Here is a 16,168-nt window from a genome sequence, read left to right as displayed (position 1 = left end):
GTAGTTGAAAACATGGCACGATTTTTTCATGGCACCAACTGCAATATAAAAAATGGGTAATCCGCAACCTGTACAGGAAATTCCTCTCATGAAGTCAATTTTTAAAGTCTCCCTGGCCGCACTTTCGTTGGCCTTTGCCGTAAGCTCCCACGCAGCAGACAAACTGGTCGTCGCTACCGACACCGCATTCGTTCCTTTTGAGTTCAAGCAAGGTGATCAGTACGTTGGTTTCGATATCGACCTGTGGGCCGCAATCGCCAAAGAACTGAAACTGGACTACACCCTGAAGCCTATGGATTTCAGCGGTATCATCCCGGCACTGCAAACCAAAAATATCGACCTGGCGCTGGCCGGTATCACCATTACAGACGAACGTAAAAAAGCCATCGAATTCTCTGACGGCTACTACAAAAGCGGTCTGCTGGTGATGGTTAATGCCAACGACAACAGCATCAAGGGCATTGATGATCTGAACGGTAAAGTGGTAGCGGTGAAGAGCGGCACCGGTTCCGTGGATTACGCTAAACAGCACATCAAAACCAAAGATCTGCGTCAGTTCCCGAACATCGATAACGCCTATATGGAACTGGGCACCAAACGCGCTGACGCTGTGCTGCACGACACACCAAACATCCTGTACTTCATTAAAACAGCCGGTGCTGGCAAGTTCAAAACCGTCGGCGAATCACTGGAAGCTCAGCAATACGGCATCGCCTTCCCTAAAGGCAGTGACGAGCTGCGCGTGAAGGTCAATGGCGCACTGAAAACCCTGCGCGAAAACGGCACCTACAACGAAATCTACAAAAAATGGTTCGGTACCGAACCTAAATAACGGATGAAGTCAGTCACTGATTCACTTAAGCACAGGGGTGGTGTCTTAGCCCCTGCGCTTTGTTGTATCTGATTCCCACGTTTGGGATCACCGGGAGAAAACACCATGCAGTTCGACTGGAGCGCCATCTGGCCCGCCATCCCTATCCTGTTAGAAGGCGCCAAAATGACACTGTGGATTTCGGTCCTCGGTCTTGTTGGCGGCCTCATCATCGGCCTTGTTGCCGGTTTTGCTCGTACCTATGGCGGTTGGATTGCCAATCACGTCGCTTTGGTATTCATTGAAGTTATCCGCGGCACGCCTATCGTGGTGCAGGTAATGTTCATCTACTTCGCCCTGCCGATGGCGTTCAATGATTTACGCATCGATCCCTTCAGCGCGGCAGTAGTCACCATAATGATCAACTCCGGCGCCTATATTGCGGAAATTACCCGCGGTGCGGTGCTGTCGATCCATAACGGGTTCCGTGAAGCCGGCCTGGCGCTCGGCTTGTCACGGCGTGAAACCATCCGCTATGTCATCATGCCGCTGGCGCTGCGCCGTATGCTGCCACCGCTGGGCAACCAGTGGATCATCAGCATCAAGGACACCTCACTGTTCATCGTGATTGGCGTGGCGGAACTGACCCGTCAAGGGCAGGAAATTATTGCCGGTAACTTCCGTGCGCTGGAAATCTGGAGCGCCGTAGCGGTTATTTATCTGATTATTACCCTGGTGCTGAGCTTCGTTCTGCGTCGTCTGGAAAGAAGGATGAAAATCCTGTGATTGAATTTAAAAACGTCTCCAAGCATTTTGGCCAAACCCAGGTGCTGCATAACATCGATTTGAAGATCGAAAAAGGTGAAGTTGTGGTGATTATCGGCCCCTCTGGTTCCGGTAAATCGACCCTGCTGCGTTGCATCAACAAGCTCGAAGAGATCACCAGTGGCGATCTCTTCGTCGACGGCCTGAAAGCCAACGATCCAAAAGTTGACGATCGTCTGATCCGCCAGGAAGCCGGTATGGTGTTCCAGCAGTTCTACCTGTTCCCGCACCTGACTGCGCTGGAAAACGTCGCCTTTGGCCCAATCCGCGTACGCGGATTGAAGAAGTCCGACGCAGAAAAGCTGGCACGTGAACTGCTGGCCAAAGTTGGCCTGGCCGAACGCGCGCATCATTATCCTTCCGAGCTGTCCGGTGGCCAGCAACAGCGCGTAGCGATCGCACGTGCGCTGGCGGTCAAGCCGAAAATGATGCTGTTTGATGAGCCGACCTCTGCACTTGACCCGGAACTGCGCCATGAAGTACTGAAGGTAATGCAGGATCTGGCGGAAGAAGGCATGACCATGGTGATCGTCACCCACGAAGTCGGCTTTGCCGAAAAAGTGGCGTCACGACTGATCTTTATTGATAAGGGACGGATTGCGGAAGATGGCAACCCTCACGAGTTGATCAACAACCCACCAAGCCCGCGTTTGAAAGAGTTCCTGCAACACGTTTCCTGATTTATCCTGCTTAACGGCGGGCGCACTCTGCACCCGCCGTTTCTGTTTAGCACGCGTTCCCACTCTGCATCCCTCTTCATTTCCTACTATGTGGTTTGTTTTTTATAGCATTTGTATTTAACCCGCTGATTTACAGAGCCCCAAGAGAGGATCAATGCCCACAACCGCATACTCCCGATTCGGTTCTCATCTGCGAGAACGTTTACGTTTATTCCCATTGTTATTGCTACTGATAATCAGTGCAGCGTCCCCACTAGCGATAGCGCAACCCACACAAAATGCCACTCCTGGTGACCAAACGGAACAACAGAAAGCGTCTTACGCCGCGCTGGCTGATATCCTGCAAGATGACAAAGCCCGTGCCGGGCTGATCAGTCACTTAAGACAGCAGGCCGGCGAGTCTCCCACAACACCGCCGCAAACTGACACACCGGAACCGGCCGAATCGCTGAGCGATAACCTGAGCAATTTGGCGCAGGGAGGCATCAGTACCGTCAACCAAAGGTTGAATTCTCTACAAAAGCTGATCGACTCCGGCCCCAAACGCACGTTTAATGCCGACACTTTTTTCCGCGCCCTGAGCTACTTCCTGCTGACTGTTGCGGTAACCTTCGCCCTGTTCCATCTGATCCGTCGTCTGATCGCACCGTTGTACAAGCGCATGGGCAACTGGGGCCACAACGCCAGAATGCAACACGGTCCTTGGTATAAACGCCCTGTCGCCATCCTCGGTGCCTTTGCTGTCGACCTGCTGGTGTTACTGCTGGCATTCGCAGCGGGCAACCTGTTCGCTCGCCATGTCAATGCTGACAGCGCCACCATACTGCGCCTGCAAACACTGTTTCTGAGTGCCTTTGCGGTGATTGAATTCTTCAAAGCGGTACTGCGGCTGATCTTTGCCCCCAACTTTGATTACCTGCGCCCTTTCCCGTTCAGCGATGCCTCGGCCCACTACTGGAATACACGCCTCGCCTGGCTTAGCGGTCTGATCGGCTATGGTCTGATGGTTGTCGTGCCCGTGGTAGCGGTACAAATCAGCTACCCAGCAGCGGCGGCGGTCAATCTTGCTGTGATGCTGGCCTTAACGTTGTATGCCCTCATGTTGATTTTGCACAATCGCAAACCGATACAGCATCAAATCAACCTACTGGCAGAACGGTCGATGGCGTTTTTCAGCGTCATTCTTCGCGGTCTGGGACACGTCTGGCACCTGTTGGCGATCGCCTATTTCCTGGTGCTATTCGTGCTTTCGCAATTCGATATTGGCAACAGCCTGCGCTTTATGATGACGGCTACGGTGAAAAGCCTGCTGGTGATCGGCCTGGGCGCCTTACTTTCCGGCATGTTAACCCGCTGGATTTTTCGCCGCATCTCACTGCCGGCCGACGTTAATCTGCGTTATCCCATGCTGGAAAGACGCATTAATGCCTATATCCCAAACGGCTTGAAGATCTTGCGGGTGATGGTGGTATTGGCAGTGACGTTGTTCCTGTTCGACGCCTGGCATCTGATCAACCTGTATCAATGGGCAAATAGCGACAACGGCGGGAAGGTAATTAGCGGGCTGATGCATATTCTGCTGATTCTGGTCATTGCCGTCTTCAGTTGGACGTTGATGGCCAGCGTCATCGAGCACCGACTGGCGCTGGAGCTGAGCAATGGCATTCGCCCAAGCGCACGTGAGCGTACTCTGTTAACGCTGTTCCGTAACGTTCTGGCCATCGTTATCAGCACCATTACCATCATGATTGTGCTGTCACAGGTCGGAATTAACATTGCGCCTCTGCTGGCAGGCGCCGGAGCACTGGGCCTCGCCATCAGCTTTGGTGCGCAAACGTTGGTGAAAGACGTGATTACCGGCGTCTTCATCCAATTTGAGAACGGCATGAATACCGGTGAATACGTCACCGTCAGCGGCATTACTGGCACGGTGGAGCGCATGACTATCCGTTCAATCGGCCTGCGGGATGACTTTGGTGTTTATCACATCGTTCCTTTTTCTTCGATCACCACACTGGCGAACTACGCCCGCGAATTTGGCGTATACCGGGCCAATTACACCGTAAGCCGTGATGAAGATATTGATCATGTCCACGACGTGCTGCATCAAGCCGTTGCCGCACTGAAACAGGATGAACAGGTGAAGCACTTCCTGATTGGCGAACCGGTGTTCAACGGCGTGGTGGCTCTGGGCGATCGCTCTTTCACTACCCGGGTAACCGTGCGCACTCAGGCGCTGAAACAGTGGGTCGTGCAATACGCCCTCGATAGACTGGTGAAGATGCATTTTGAACAGGCTGGCATCGCAATGCCGCAGCAGGCGATGCAACTGTCTTATGCGCCTGGTTCAAGTGAACCGACAGAAAAGTGAGTTTGAATTGAGAAAAAGCGCTAACCCCGCAGCCCAGGGTTAGCGCAGAGGCGATCAGTGCAGTGCACCTTCCTGCTTAACCGAGGTGAAGGCCTGCATCAGTTTCACGACATCTTGCATACCAACATTCACCTGATTGATCACTTCCCCGGCGTCGTGCGTCAGAGTCACGCCACCACCGGCCTGATCCACACAGGTTGCCATGCCGGCAATCGCCGCTGCCACGCCATGCTGGATAGATTTGGTCATCCGCTCTATCTCCGTCGCCGCCTTACGCGATTGTTCTGCCAGCGCGCGCACTTCATTGGCCACCACGGCGAAGCCACGCCCGTGCTCACCCGCATGTGCGGCCTCGATCGATGCGTTGATCGCCAAGAGGTTTGTCTGGGAAGCAATTTTACGGATAGCCTCAACGATGGTACCAATCTGCTGCGAGCACTGGCCCAATTCACTGATCACATCAGATGTTTGACGCGCTGCCGCCTCAACCTGCCGCATGCCTTCCACGGCCTGCTGAACGATGAGTGCACCCTGTGATGCCTGCCTGTCAGTATCTAACGACAAATGGTGCACGTTGCGTACCATCTCCTCTTCATGCTGTTGCTGCATCATGAGTCGGGTGATGTCTTGGGCGATTTTTACAACCTTTACCAACCGCCCATTTCCATCGAGGATCGGGTTGTAGCTGGCTTCCAGCCAGACTCTCTCCCCACGCCGGTTGACTCGTTCAAAGCGCCCGGTGATAAACTCACCACGAGACAGCCGCTGCCAGTGCTGACGGTAATCATCAGAGGCAGCAAATTCAGGCGGGCAAAGCACAGCGTGCGACTGTCCGCGTGCTTCTTCTATCCGATAACCAATTAAATTCAGCATATTGTCGTTGGCGTCGAGAATCGTTCCCTGCGCGCTGAACGTGATCATCGCCATGGAACGATTTAACGCCGCCAATAAACTCTGATGTTCCTGCGCCTGAATAATGCGCTCTGTCACAACGCTGGCGATTTTGACGATCTCTATCACCCGCCCTTTCTTGTCTAAGACCGGCGTATAAGTGCCCTGTAACCAGACGGCTTCACCGTCTTTGCGAATGCGCTTTATATTATCCGTAATCGGCTTGCCATTATTTAACATATCCCAATGCTTGCGATAGGCAGAACTCACGACGTATTGCGGATCACAGAAAATACGGTGATGCTGACCAATCACCTCCAGTCGTTGAAATTTCATGGTATGTAAAAATAAATCATTAGCACGCAGCACAGTCCCATCAGGTTTAAATACAATCATGGCAACGGCATTTTCTATCGCACTCAACTCAGCGCGGCTGTGGGTATTTAACTGACTGAATCGTAACAGCATAGGGTGGGTATCCTTCTGGCAGATGATTTAGCGAGCAAACGCTTTTCATTTTATTTTTTCACACGCTGCGCCCACACACAGACGTGCAATACCCTGAGAAATAGGCGAGCCTATTTCCCCGGACAGACGATATTGACCGAGTTAAATACATCAATTTAGTAATGTGATTATTATTTTTTGAATAAATAATTAAATTAGGATTTTTGTTATTAAAAGCTGCATTGAGAATAACGCAAGTTGAAGAAATTGAAAGGGAAACGCGAAGTTTTGTTGGTGCCGGTTAAATAACCGGCACCCGAGGAATTAACGCCAGCGTTCTGCCGCCCAAGCAGCCTGCTGTTCGGCGTCATGGAAGGTCCAGGCCACGAAACGGCTGATCTTTTGTCCCTGCGCCATCTCAATGGTGCGGACTTCGGCTGCACCCGCCAATTTCAACGCATGATAAATCGACGGCAGAGTGGTGTTTTTAGAAATCAATGAGGTGAACCACAGGCAATTCTGCGCCTTGCTGACGCTTTCCTCGACCATTTTACGAACAAAGGCTTCTTCACCGCCTTCACACCACAGCTCATTATTTTTGCCACCAAAGTTCTGTACCGGCTTATCCGCCACTTCGCCTTTGCCCAGCTTGTGCAGTTTGCGGCGGGTGCTCGCGTGCGCTTCTTGCTCAGAGCCGTGGAACGGTGGGTTGCATAATGTGGCGTCAAACTTCTCAGCCACACCGATGATACCGTTAAAGATGAATTCCGGTTGTTTTTGCAACCGCAAACGCACACTGTTTCTCAGCGTCGGGTTCATCTCAACGATCATTTTGGCCGAATTAAGCGACACAGGGTCGATCTCAGAACCGGTAAAGCGCCAGCCGTACTCACGCAGGCCGACAATGGGGTAAATACAGTTGGCACCAATACCCACGTCGAGGATCGCCACACCTTTACCGCGCGGAATCTCGCCATTGTTGCTGGTTGCCAACAAGTCCGCCAGGTGGTGCAAGTAATCGGCACGCCCAGGGATCGGTGGGCACAGGTAATCGGCGGGAATATCCCAGTGCTCGATACCATAAAAATGTTGCAGCAACGCACGGTTGAGCATTTTAACCGCAGCCGGATCGGCAAAATCTACCGAGATATCGCCCCAGGCGTTCGGCTTGACGAACGGCTCCAACGCCGGGCAACTGGCGATCAGCGCCGGAAAGTCATAGCGTGAGCGATGACGGTTACGCGGGTGCAGACCGCTTTTCTGCTGCGGGAAGCTTTTCTTTTTTTCCACCGTGACGGGCTCTCTTAAAGGTATTTCTGGCGCGTAAGATACCATAAAGCAGCGGCAAACTTGCAGCTGGCGGGAAACACGTCAGAATAAAAGCTCGCTTATCTCCTATCAGGTCGCTTATGAGCAGTGAGTCTCGCTATTATTATGAACCCGCCGCAGGCCATGGACTGCCACACGATCCGCTGAACGCCATCATCGGCCCACGTCCGATCGGTTGGATCTCATCAATCAGCGCTGCCGGCCAACGTAATCTGGCACCCTATAGCTTTTTTAATTGCTTCAACTACCGCCCGCCAATCATCGGCTTCGCCAGCAGTGGCTGGAAAGACAGCGTCGCGAATATCGTCGAAACCGGCGAGTTTGTCTGGAATCTGGCAACGCGCCCACTCGCCGAAGCCATGAATAACAGCTCCGCCAGCCTGGCACACGGTGAAGACGAATTTGCCTTTGCCGGTGTAACACCACTGCCCAGCAGTAAGATAAAAGCCGAGCGTGTGGCAGAAAGTCCGGTTAATTTTGAATGCCGCCTGTCACAGTGTATTCAACTGCAAAGTGCAACAGGCACCCAGTTGGAAACCTGGCTGGTACTGGGGGAAGTGGTCGCAGTGCATATCGATCCTGCCTTGCTGGACGAGCACGGTATTTATCAGACCGCCGCTGCCGAACCGATCCTGCGAGCGGGGGGACCCACCGCCTACTATGGTATATCGGAACAACACCGTTTCGATATGATTCGTCCGGACGCGCAAAAACGCTGAGTAAGCCACCCTTTCTCCGTTTGGAGAGAGGGTTAATTAATAATCAAAAAATCTGAAAAAGATTATCAATACTCTCCGATTTCATCCTTCCTGTCGCTGCGCAATAATCATTCCATCGAAAGGCAACCCCCTTTCAAACTTACAAACTTGACAGGAATGACCACCATGAAAAACATCAAAACTTTTGCTGCTGTTATCGCTCTGACTGCTGTTTCTTTCACTTCTTTTGCGGCAGAGCACATCAGCGCACAAGATGCCGTGCAGTTTGAAAAAGCCGGTGTGATCTCCGCCAGTGGTGCAACCGATCTGAGCAGCCTGAAAGCCCAGCTCTCAGCCAAAGCCGATGCGGCAGGTGCCAAGGCTTTCACCATTACGTCCACCAGCGGCAACAATCTGATGCATGCAACAGCAGTCATCTATAACTGATCGACCGATTAAAAAATAAAAAAGCCCGCCGATACACGCTATCGGCGGGCTTTTTTTCATTGTCGTCAGGCCATGCGTGCGTTAATCGCCGCAGCGAAATCATGACACATCTTTTCATCGCCTTCCGCGTTATCCGCCAGCACTTGCTCACCATCTACCACACGGATATGCGCCGACAGATCAAAATCCGCTGCGGGTTGAGGCCGTACAGCAGCATCGGCAATAGTCTGACGCGCATCCTGCCATGCCTGAGCCACCGTCAGGTTACAAGACTCCGCCAGATAATCGGGGTTAAAACCTTCCCCCGTCAGGCTACGCAACGTATCGTCATGGCTAACACCGTTTCCTGGTCGCCAATAGTGATGTGCAAGATCAGGGCCAATAGCCGGGTTATCAGTAAGATAACCGTCGCGTTGCAGGAAGAATTGGCGCGTCTGTTCAACGGCCATGAGCGCCAGCAAATAGCCTTGATAGGAACACGCCGACTCCAGAGACAACAAGTGTGGGATTGCCAACGTTGGGCGCGGGCTACCGCTAATGCCCAGAATTTTACTTTCAACCTCACGTGCCAACGCGGTAATCGCTTCTGGCGTACGCTGTTCATCATCCCACTGATACAGCGCCCACTCAAAGTAAGGCACCAGCAGAATATGGCGTTCGTTGAACGCACGCATCGGTTGACGCGCAGCGATACTGGCCTCAATCAATGCATCCGGCACCGACTCACCGGCGGCATTTTTCGCATAGCGCTTCAACCAATCAGCGTCGTCCAGCAGGCTGTCGCAAAACATCGACTGGGTTTCAGCATAGGCCATCGAGGTCGGCGGAAATTCTTGTGAGAAACAGGGGGCATTCTGGCAAATATTGGCAAAGTGTGCCGCGTGGCCGCCTTCGTGGAACAACGTGTTCAAGCCATAAGCACCACTACCCACCTGATCCGGCTGCGCCAGACTGGTGAAGTTAATGCGTGCAGGCAACCATTTGCCCTCTTGAATGAACGGGGGCACCGGGCCATGCATAAAACCATTTTCATATTTACCCTGGCGTACCAACAGATCGAGATCCATTTGCGCACCCCGGAAGCCGATATGCAGACGCTTAAAACTGTTGATCCAACGCTCGAGTGACTGGGCAAATGGGAAGTAAGGATCCAGTTGGCGGGTTACATCACCGGCACTGGCAAAGCGCACATTCCAGGGCTCTAACGCTTGCTCGCCTTTTTCCGCCGCCAACTGCTGTAAGCTGCGTGAGTTCGCTTCGCGGGTTTGCTGTTCGAAACGATCCAGAATGGCGAACAACTGCTCCGGCGTCATACGCTCGGTTTTATTCACTTTATAGTCAAAGTAGTTACGAAAACCCATCTGACGCGCAAAGCGATTCCGCAGACTGATCAACTCCGGTAAACCATTATGCAGCAACCATTGCTCCAGCTCGCGCAACGCGTTTTGCGAACTGCGGCGGTATTCTTCATTTTCGTTAGTAGCCTGGTTGGTTAACAGTTCACCGAGCGAGGCGTTCACCCGCTGCCCTGTCGCATTCAGATGGCTGACAGGGTGACTCTTGCGGCGGGTATAAAGATCCGCCTCGGCACTGATAATTTGGTCCAACAATGTCTGGGCTTCAGCGTCTTCAATCGCGTTACAATCAAAAAAACGCAGCCAACCGTTCAGCCCATGTTGCAGCGCGTCGCGCTGTGCGTCCTGCGGCAGAACTTCCAGCCCAGCCAACAACTGACGAATTTCCGCCAATCGGCGCGGCTCGGCGATAAAGCGCTTATAAGCGCTCTCCGCCGCAGAGAAACGCGTTGAAGCATCATCACCGCCTATGCCCATATAATTCTGCCAGAACAGATCTTCTTTGGTGCGGTGAACGTCAAGGTAATCCTGATTCAATTGATTGAAGTAATCGAGAGCCTGTTGCATAACCATCCTTTCAGAGCCGATTAGCGAAATATACCAGTATAGCCAAGGGATTTAGGCGTCGCGTAAACGTTCCAATCCCTGTTCCAGGGTGTCAACTTCACCGGTTGCCACCAGGCAACAGGCAATCTGGCGTTGGATCGCCAGCGGGATCGCGTTGTCACCCGCCAGACAACGTTCGGTCCAACGTGCAGTAGTCTCTGCATCTTTCGCTGCCGGTAAATCAGGCGTTTCATCCTGCACCGGGCGCTCTAGCAGCACATGCTGTTCACCGTCGACAATGTAATGAATCTGCGGGCAACGCTGCGGGTTGGCATAGGCTTCACCTTCGGTGCCGTGCATCACTAACCCACGGGCCCCAATCTGGCGGAAGAATGACGCCACACGACCAACGTACTCAGGATGCGACACACTGGCGATACGCAACACGTCCTGCTCGGCAAATGGCGTCGCCAGTTTGGCCAGCGTATGGGCGCTGTTGCGTACCCCCATGCGCCAGCGCATACCAAGCTGACGTTCCAGGGGAGCTGACAGGGCAGAGACGGGGACAAACACTGTTTCCCCCTTATCCAGACGTTGTTGGGCATGGGCTGCGTCTTGTGACCAGGGCAGGCCAAGCAACTGGAAGGTGTCGGCGCTGGTCACGCGCGTACTGTCATCCAACACGCCGTGTACCACCACTGGTAAGCCAACGCGTGTCAGCAGCAGTGCCAATAATGGCGTCAGGTTCGCCTGTTTACGCGCACCATTATAGCTGGGTAACACCACTGGCATCGGTCGCCCGTGCGGTGCCTGCAAGCGCATCACCTGTTGCTGCATCGCTTGGTAAAAGCCAAGCATTTCTTCTTCGGCTTCCCCTTTAATGCGCATGGCGATCAAGATACCGCCTAGCTCAAGCTCCCCCACCTCACCGGCCAACATCTTTTGATAGAGCTGAAAGGCTGTTTCCCGGTCGAGATCACGCGCGTGGTTCTTGCCACGGCCTATTTCTTTGATAATTTTGGTGTAATCCATCGCCTGCTTCCCCTGATTCAGTCTGGGATTAGCATACCTTATCCACGCCGTCTCTCAACCTCATCCGCCAGTTGCTGTTGGGCTGCGTCACCGGCACGTAACGCAGCGATTACCCCGTCAACGTCTTCAGCGCTCCGGTTCTGGCTCATCTTCCATTTACCTTCCCGATGGGTCACCGTGATTTCAATGCCGACAATGCCCTTAATCTGCGCGGCGATATAATTGGCAGGCGCATCGTCAATATGCCAGGGTTCAGGTTGACGACCCTCTTGCAGCGCCGTCAATCCGTCCAACTGTTGCCGCAACCAGCCTGCGTCCTCTGTCACTCGTGGTACGCCACGCAGTTGTACCACGCTGTAATTCCAGGTTGGTACGGCTTTACCGGTTTGCCGTTTGGTTTCATACCAACCCGGTGAGATATAGCCTTCCCGTCCCTGAAACACCACCAGACACTCCTGCACGTTCAGCAACAATGACCCGTGTGGGTTGGCACGTGACAGGTGCGCCCGCAGTCGGATATGCCCCTGTTCATCGGCATCAATCAAAAATGGCAACGGATCCGCCACCAAGCCTTGGTCCCCATGGCTAATAAGCATCCCCAACGGGTTGGCACGCACCAGCGCAATTTGGCTTTCCAGACAATCGTCGCGGAATGAAGCAGGTTGATACATGGTGTCAGGCTTCCTTAACGCAATGGAATGATGAGATAGCAATAGCACCCGACACCGGTTGATTAAAGAGCCACTTTGCGCTGTTGTTGAATGATCCACCTTAACAGCACAAAGGCGACGGCCATGGCAAACAGGTTGTAGATCATCGCTCCGGCAAACGCCTGTCCATAACGTTCTGCGCCCGCGCCGCCCACCAACAAGGGGACAAAAAACGCTCCGCTGGCGGCAATGCCCATTGCGCCGCCAATCTGCTGTACAGTGGAGATCACCCCCGCAGCCATGCCGGCTTGTTCTTCCTTGACCAGCCCGAGAACCAGATTAAGTAATGGCGTCATACTCATCGCCTGACCAAAACCCAAAATCACCAACCCCGGCAGTAACCACAATGGCTGTGCCAACGCGGTTCCCCAAAGCACTTGCACGACCAACAGCGCTAATCCAGCGGCGTAAATCACCACGCCGAACGCCAATACCCCATTTCCCCAACGTTGTGCCAGTGTTGGGGCAAGGAATGAGGCCAACATAAACGCCGCGCTGGCGGGCGCAAACAGGCTGCCTGCCTGAAACGGCGTCAGACCCATTCCCGACTGCAACAACAGGGCAAAGCACAGAAAGAATGAAGACGCCGTCGAGTAAATCGCCAGTACCACCAGCACACCTGGGGCAAAACTCCCCTGACGAAGCAGCGCCGGGTCCAACACCGCATCTCCAGAACACATCGCCGTCCGACGCTCCCAGCGTATAAAACCCCATAACACCCCCAGGCCCAGCGCCAATACCGGCAACACCCACCAGGGCCAACCACGTGATGGCCCTTCCAACAGCGGAACTAACAGCAGTAACAACCCTGTCGCGGCCAGCAGTAATCCCATGCCATCCAACCGTTGTGCCTGTTCAAGACGTGTTTCCGGGATGCTCCGCGCCGCCAAGATCGCCAATGCACCAATCGGCACGTTAATCAGAAAAATCATGCGCCAACCGCTGCCGAAAATATTGGCTTCAATAATGAAGCCACCGAAGATCTGACCCAAAATAGCGGCCAGCCCCAAGGTCATCCCCAACCAGGCAAAAGCACGCCGCCGCTGGTGTGGGCCGTACAACACACGCAGCAGCGCATAGATCTGCGGAAACAACAGTGCCGCCATCGCCCCCTGCAGAAAACGCGCGGTGATCAGCATGGGGAGAGACGCCGCTACACCACACAATGCCGACGCCAGCGTAAACCCCAGCATACCGAGGCTGAACATGCGGCGTCGACCAAAACGGTCCCCCAGACGGCCGCCCGCAATCAATAACACGCCAAAGGCCAACTCATAGCCGGCAATAATCAGCCCTATACTGGCAAAATCAGCAGCGAACTGCTGCTGAATGACCGGTGCTGCCACGTTCACCACGAACAAGTCGAATACGGTAACAAAGCCCCCCAACAGCAACACCGGCAACCCCACCAGGCCACGCTCGCCATCTGCTAATGACTGTTCCATAAATGCCTCCAAATATTGAGATGGCAGCAGTATGGAACATGTCCTAAACTGTTACTATATAGCCAGTTATACTATTACTAAGAACAACAGGACAGTCGCTATGCCGCCGCGTACCCTCAACCGAACCCGTCAGGATCTGGCGGATTTTCTGCGTCAAAAGCGCGAAAAATTGTCACCGCAGGCTGTCGGTTTGCCGAGCGGCACCCGACGCCGTACGCCGGGGCTGCGGCGTGAAGAGGTCGCCGCGCTGGCAGGCGTCGGCCTCACTTGGTACACCTGGCTGGAGCAAGGACGGGAAATCAACGTATCGGTGGATTTTCTGGAGAACCTGGCACGCGTACTGAAGCTGGATGCAACCGCGCGTTATCATCTGTTTTTGCTGGCGCATCAACGCCCGCCAGTACCGGTCGGTCATCAATGGTGCCAGGTGTCGCCACTGGTACGTCGCCTGCTGGACGACCTGCAACTTCGCCCGGCTTACGTCATGAACCTAAGTTGGGACATCATTGCCTGGAACCCTGCGGCAGAGCGACTGTTCGCCATTGGCGATCGCCCGGCAGAACAACGCAACATGCTGTGGATGCTGTTCGCCGATCCACACCTCAACCAGCGACTGGTGGAATGGCAGGCGCAAGCGCCACAAATCCTTGCCAGCTTTCGTCGTGACTACGCCCGCGCCCCGGAGGACGCCACCATGCAACAACGGGTACAGGCGCTGGAACAGGTCTCACCACAGTTTCGTCAACTGTGGCAACAACATGACATTCACGGCCGTTGTCAGGGAGAGCGCACGTTCAATGTCCCTGGTGCCGGTCAGGTGACTTTTGAACATGCGTCGTTTATTGTCGATGAGGAAAATCATTTGCGATTGGTGATGTACAGCGCGCTGGCGCAATGCCCGACCAGCGCGGCGTTTGAGGCATTATTGCAGGTGTAAGGCTATTTACGGCTGTCAAAAATCAACTTGCAGGCCAACCCGGCGAACACACTGCTTAGCAGATAGTTCGGCCAACGGGCACTGAATTGGCGGCCAACAAAGCGACTTTTCATGCTGCTGACCGCCATGATCAGCCCGCCGTTTATCACCAAGCCCACCAGATTTAGCACTGTCGCCAGCAGCAACATTTGCGCCACCAGTGAACCGGCATGCGGATCGATAAACTGTGGAAACAGGGCCAAAACGAACAGCGCCATTTTGGGATTGAGGATATTGGTGAACAATCCTTGCCGGAAAATACGGACGGTTGGTACTGCCGTTAATCCAGCAGATGCCTGCAAACTGCTGCCAGAACCTAACGTTTTCCATGCCAAATACAGTAAATAGGCCGCCCCAAGTAGCCGCACCGTATCGTAGGCCAGCGGTACTGCAACGAACAGTTGCGACAGACCCAGCGCTGCCGTCAAAGCATGGCAGTAGGTACCAAGTTGGATACCTGCCAGTGAGGCAAAACCGGCTCGACGCCCTTGGCTGACACTGCGCGATGCGATCAGCAGCATATCCGGGCCTGGGGTTATCGTTAACGCAAGGCAGGCGCCAGAAAACAACAAAATTGTTGAAATATCAATCATTAATCACCTAAGTGCAATAGGGCTGGGGGCAGGTTTTATCATAGCTATACCGCCGTCTTTTGCCAGCGCTAAATCATTGCCACGGTGCTTTGGGAGTGAAAGCCGACAGCAGAGCGTCAATGGCCACTCGTACCCGTAGCGGCATAGTCGTGCCTTTCAGCCACACCACGTTAATCGCCAGTCCCGCACCACAACTGCCTGGCAAAATCTCTCGCAGTTTCCCCGCAGTGAGTGCACCGTGCGCCAGCCAACGCGGTAGCATGGCAATCCCCTGTCCTGCACAAACAGCACTGAGTACCGCCTCCATATTGCTCAACCGCAAACGGGTCGGCAGCGTCAGTCGTTGCACTTTTCCCCGTTCATCCGTTAACTGCCAGGGAGGGCTGCGCCCATCTCGTAACAGACCAACCGCCTGATACTGCAATAACGCAGCCACCGTATCTGGCTCCCTTTGCCTTGCTAGATACGACGGAGCTGCACACAATATTTGTTGTTGCTCCCCTAATTGGCGGGCAGTGATCGCCGCAGCATCGCCTGGTGAACCGATACGTACCGCCAGATCGATCCCCTCTTCCGCCAGATCAACTGTACGATTGGAAAACAGCGCATCGATCTGCAACTGAGGGTAACGATCCGCCAGCGACAATAGCGGTGGCATCACCCACTTTTGGCCGAACAATACCGGTAGCGATACTCGCAATCGCCCTTCTGGCGTGTGGGCTCTGGCTGCGAGATGACTTTCCGCCGCTTCCAGCGCTGCTAATGCTTTTAGGCAATCGTCATAAAACAGCTGCCCTTCGTCAGTCAATGACAGACTGCGGGTAGTGCGTTGAAATAACCGTACCTGCAACCGCTGTTCCAATCGCGCTACCGCTTTCCCCACGGTGGAACGGGAAAGACCCAATTGCTCTGCTGCACGACTAAAACCCCCCGCTTGCACCGCCTGTACAAAAGCGCGGATCGCATGTAGCCGTTCGCTGGAAATCATGCTGACCTCTCATTGACGATATTA

15 protein-coding genes are annotated in these 16,168 nt (G+C 53.9%); 7 read left to right on the top strand and 8 right to left on the bottom strand.

The window, feature by feature from the left end:
* Positions 1-88 precede the first annotated feature (88 nt).
* The 4 genes from glnH (at position 89) to ybiO (ending at position 4,687) form a co-directional block, all read left to right on the top strand.
* Positions 89-832, top strand: coding sequence for a glutamine ABC transporter substrate-binding protein GlnH (gene glnH / locus SGR01S_RS07725; protein ID WP_037425364.1), 744 nt, complete (start codon positions 89-91; stop codon positions 830-832).
* A gap of 105 nt (positions 833-937) precedes the next feature.
* Positions 938-1,597, top strand: a complete 660-nt coding sequence (gene glnP / locus SGR01S_RS07720) for a glutamine ABC transporter permease GlnP (RefSeq protein ID WP_037425367.1) — start codon at positions 938-940, stop codon at positions 1,595-1,597.
* Entirely contained in the window at positions 1,594-2,316 is a 723-nt protein-coding gene (gene glnQ, locus SGR01S_RS07715) for a glutamine ABC transporter ATP-binding protein GlnQ (RefSeq protein WP_037425370.1), read from the top strand. Before glnP ends, glnQ begins: the two co-directional genes overlap by 4 nt.
* A 154-nt stretch (positions 2,317-2,470) precedes the next feature.
* On the top strand, positions 2,471-4,687 hold the full coding sequence (gene ybiO, locus SGR01S_RS07710; RefSeq protein ID WP_061807029.1) for a mechanosensitive channel protein: 2,217 nt from the start codon (positions 2,471-2,473) through the stop codon (positions 4,685-4,687).
* 54 nt (positions 4,688-4,741) lie between these two features.
* Here the strand turns inward: ybiO and SGR01S_RS07705 are convergent, their stop codons facing one another.
* On the bottom strand, positions 4,742-6,046 hold the full coding sequence (locus SGR01S_RS07705) for a methyl-accepting chemotaxis protein (protein WP_061807028.1): 1,305 nt from the start codon (positions 6,044-6,046) through the stop codon (positions 4,742-4,744).
* 303 nt (positions 6,047-6,349) lie between these two features.
* The gene (gene rlmF, locus SGR01S_RS07700) at positions 6,350-7,315 is read right to left on the bottom strand and encodes a 23S rRNA (adenine(1618)-N(6))-methyltransferase RlmF (RefSeq protein WP_167348751.1); all 966 of its coding nucleotides are present in this window, start codon (positions 7,313-7,315) and stop codon (positions 6,350-6,352) included.
* 119 nt (positions 7,316-7,434) lie between these two features.
* Here rlmF and SGR01S_RS07695 point away from each other — a divergent pair, with 119 nt between their 5' ends.
* A complete protein-coding gene (locus tag SGR01S_RS07695; protein WP_061807027.1) occupies positions 7,435-8,073 on the top strand; it encodes a flavin reductase family protein in 639 nt (212 codons plus the stop codon).
* Between the two features lie 165 nt (positions 8,074-8,238).
* The gene (gene bhsA / locus SGR01S_RS07690) at positions 8,239-8,499 is read left to right on the top strand and encodes a multiple stress resistance protein BhsA (RefSeq protein WP_061807026.1); all 261 of its coding nucleotides are present in this window, start codon (positions 8,239-8,241) and stop codon (positions 8,497-8,499) included.
* Positions 8,500-8,564: 65 nt separating this feature from the next.
* Here bhsA and SGR01S_RS07685 read toward each other — a convergent pair whose 3' ends face one another.
* The 4 genes from SGR01S_RS07685 to SGR01S_RS07670 form a co-directional block, all read right to left on the bottom strand.
* The gene (locus tag SGR01S_RS07685) at positions 8,565-10,421 is read right to left on the bottom strand and encodes a M3 family metallopeptidase (protein WP_061807025.1); all 1,857 of its coding nucleotides are present in this window, start codon (positions 10,419-10,421) and stop codon (positions 8,565-8,567) included.
* A 51-nt stretch (positions 10,422-10,472) separates the two neighbouring features.
* Entirely contained in the window at positions 10,473-11,432 is a 960-nt protein-coding gene (gene ybiB / locus SGR01S_RS07680; protein WP_061807024.1) for a DNA-binding protein YbiB, read from the bottom strand.
* A gap of 38 nt (positions 11,433-11,470) precedes the next feature.
* Positions 11,471-12,103, bottom strand: coding sequence for an FMN-binding negative transcriptional regulator (locus SGR01S_RS07675; protein WP_061807023.1), 633 nt, complete (start codon positions 12,101-12,103; stop codon positions 11,471-11,473).
* Between the two features lie 62 nt (positions 12,104-12,165).
* Positions 12,166-13,587 (bottom strand): MFS transporter, encoded by a 1,422-nt coding sequence (locus tag SGR01S_RS07670; protein WP_061807022.1) that lies wholly within the window; start codon positions 13,585-13,587, stop codon positions 12,166-12,168.
* Positions 13,588-13,687: 100 nt separating this feature from the next.
* On the opposite strand from SGR01S_RS07670, the gene SGR01S_RS07665 reads away from it, so the two are divergent.
* Complete coding sequence (locus SGR01S_RS07665; protein ID WP_037425399.1) at positions 13,688-14,524, top strand: helix-turn-helix transcriptional regulator; 837 nt, start codon at positions 13,688-13,690, stop codon at positions 14,522-14,524.
* Between the two features lie 2 nt (positions 14,525-14,526).
* On the opposite strand, the gene SGR01S_RS07660 is transcribed toward SGR01S_RS07665, so the two are convergent.
* Both SGR01S_RS07660 and SGR01S_RS07655 read right to left on the bottom strand, forming a co-directional pair.
* Positions 14,527-15,156 (bottom strand): LysE family translocator, encoded by a 630-nt coding sequence (locus tag SGR01S_RS07660; RefSeq protein WP_061807021.1) that lies wholly within the window; start codon positions 15,154-15,156, stop codon positions 14,527-14,529.
* 73 nt (positions 15,157-15,229) lie between these two features.
* Complete coding sequence (locus tag SGR01S_RS07655) at positions 15,230-16,144, bottom strand: LysR family transcriptional regulator (protein WP_061807020.1); 915 nt, start codon at positions 16,142-16,144, stop codon at positions 15,230-15,232.
* Between the last annotated feature and the right edge of the window lie 24 nt (positions 16,145-16,168).

This window comes from Serratia grimesii NBRC 13537 (genome assembly GCF_001590905.1).
Lineage (GTDB): Bacteria > Pseudomonadota > Gammaproteobacteria > Enterobacterales > Enterobacteriaceae > Serratia > Serratia grimesii.
Note: the sequence above shows the minus strand (reverse complement) of the source record. Positions and strands in the feature narration are given on the sequence as shown.

Excerpts from the sequence above, each read along its gene's own strand:
- SGR01S_RS07665 (WP_037425399.1), top strand. The coding sequence starts at position 13,688 with ATGCCGCCGCGTACCCTCAACCGAACCCGTCAGGATCTGGCGGATTTT.
- SGR01S_RS07675 (WP_061807023.1), bottom strand. The coding sequence starts at position 12,103 with ATGTATCAACCTGCTTCATTCCGCGACGATTGTCTGGAAAGCCAAATT.
- SGR01S_RS07705 (WP_061807028.1), bottom strand. The coding sequence starts at position 6,046 with ATGCTGTTACGATTCAGTCAGTTAAATACCCACAGCCGCGCTGAGTTG.
- bhsA (WP_061807026.1), top strand. The coding sequence starts at position 8,239 with ATGAAAAACATCAAAACTTTTGCTGCTGTTATCGCTCTGACTGCTGTT.
- SGR01S_RS07660 (WP_061807021.1), bottom strand. The coding sequence starts at position 15,156 with ATGATTGATATTTCAACAATTTTGTTGTTTTCTGGCGCCTGCCTTGCG.
- glnH (WP_037425364.1), top strand. The coding sequence starts at position 89 with ATGAAGTCAATTTTTAAAGTCTCCCTGGCCGCACTTTCGTTGGCCTTT.
- SGR01S_RS07695 (WP_061807027.1), top strand. The coding sequence starts at position 7,435 with ATGAGCAGTGAGTCTCGCTATTATTATGAACCCGCCGCAGGCCATGGA.
- SGR01S_RS07655 (WP_061807020.1), bottom strand. The coding sequence starts at position 16,144 with ATGATTTCCAGCGAACGGCTACATGCGATCCGCGCTTTTGTACAGGCG.
- ybiO (WP_061807029.1), top strand. The coding sequence starts at position 2,471 with ATGCCCACAACCGCATACTCCCGATTCGGTTCTCATCTGCGAGAACGT.
- SGR01S_RS07670 (WP_061807022.1), bottom strand. The coding sequence starts at position 13,587 with ATGGAACAGTCATTAGCAGATGGCGAGCGTGGCCTGGTGGGGTTGCCG.
- glnP (WP_037425367.1), top strand. The coding sequence starts at position 938 with ATGCAGTTCGACTGGAGCGCCATCTGGCCCGCCATCCCTATCCTGTTA.
- ybiB (WP_061807024.1), bottom strand. The coding sequence starts at position 11,432 with ATGGATTACACCAAAATTATCAAAGAAATAGGCCGTGGCAAGAACCAC.
- SGR01S_RS07685 (WP_061807025.1), bottom strand. The coding sequence starts at position 10,421 with ATGCAACAGGCTCTCGATTACTTCAATCAATTGAATCAGGATTACCTT.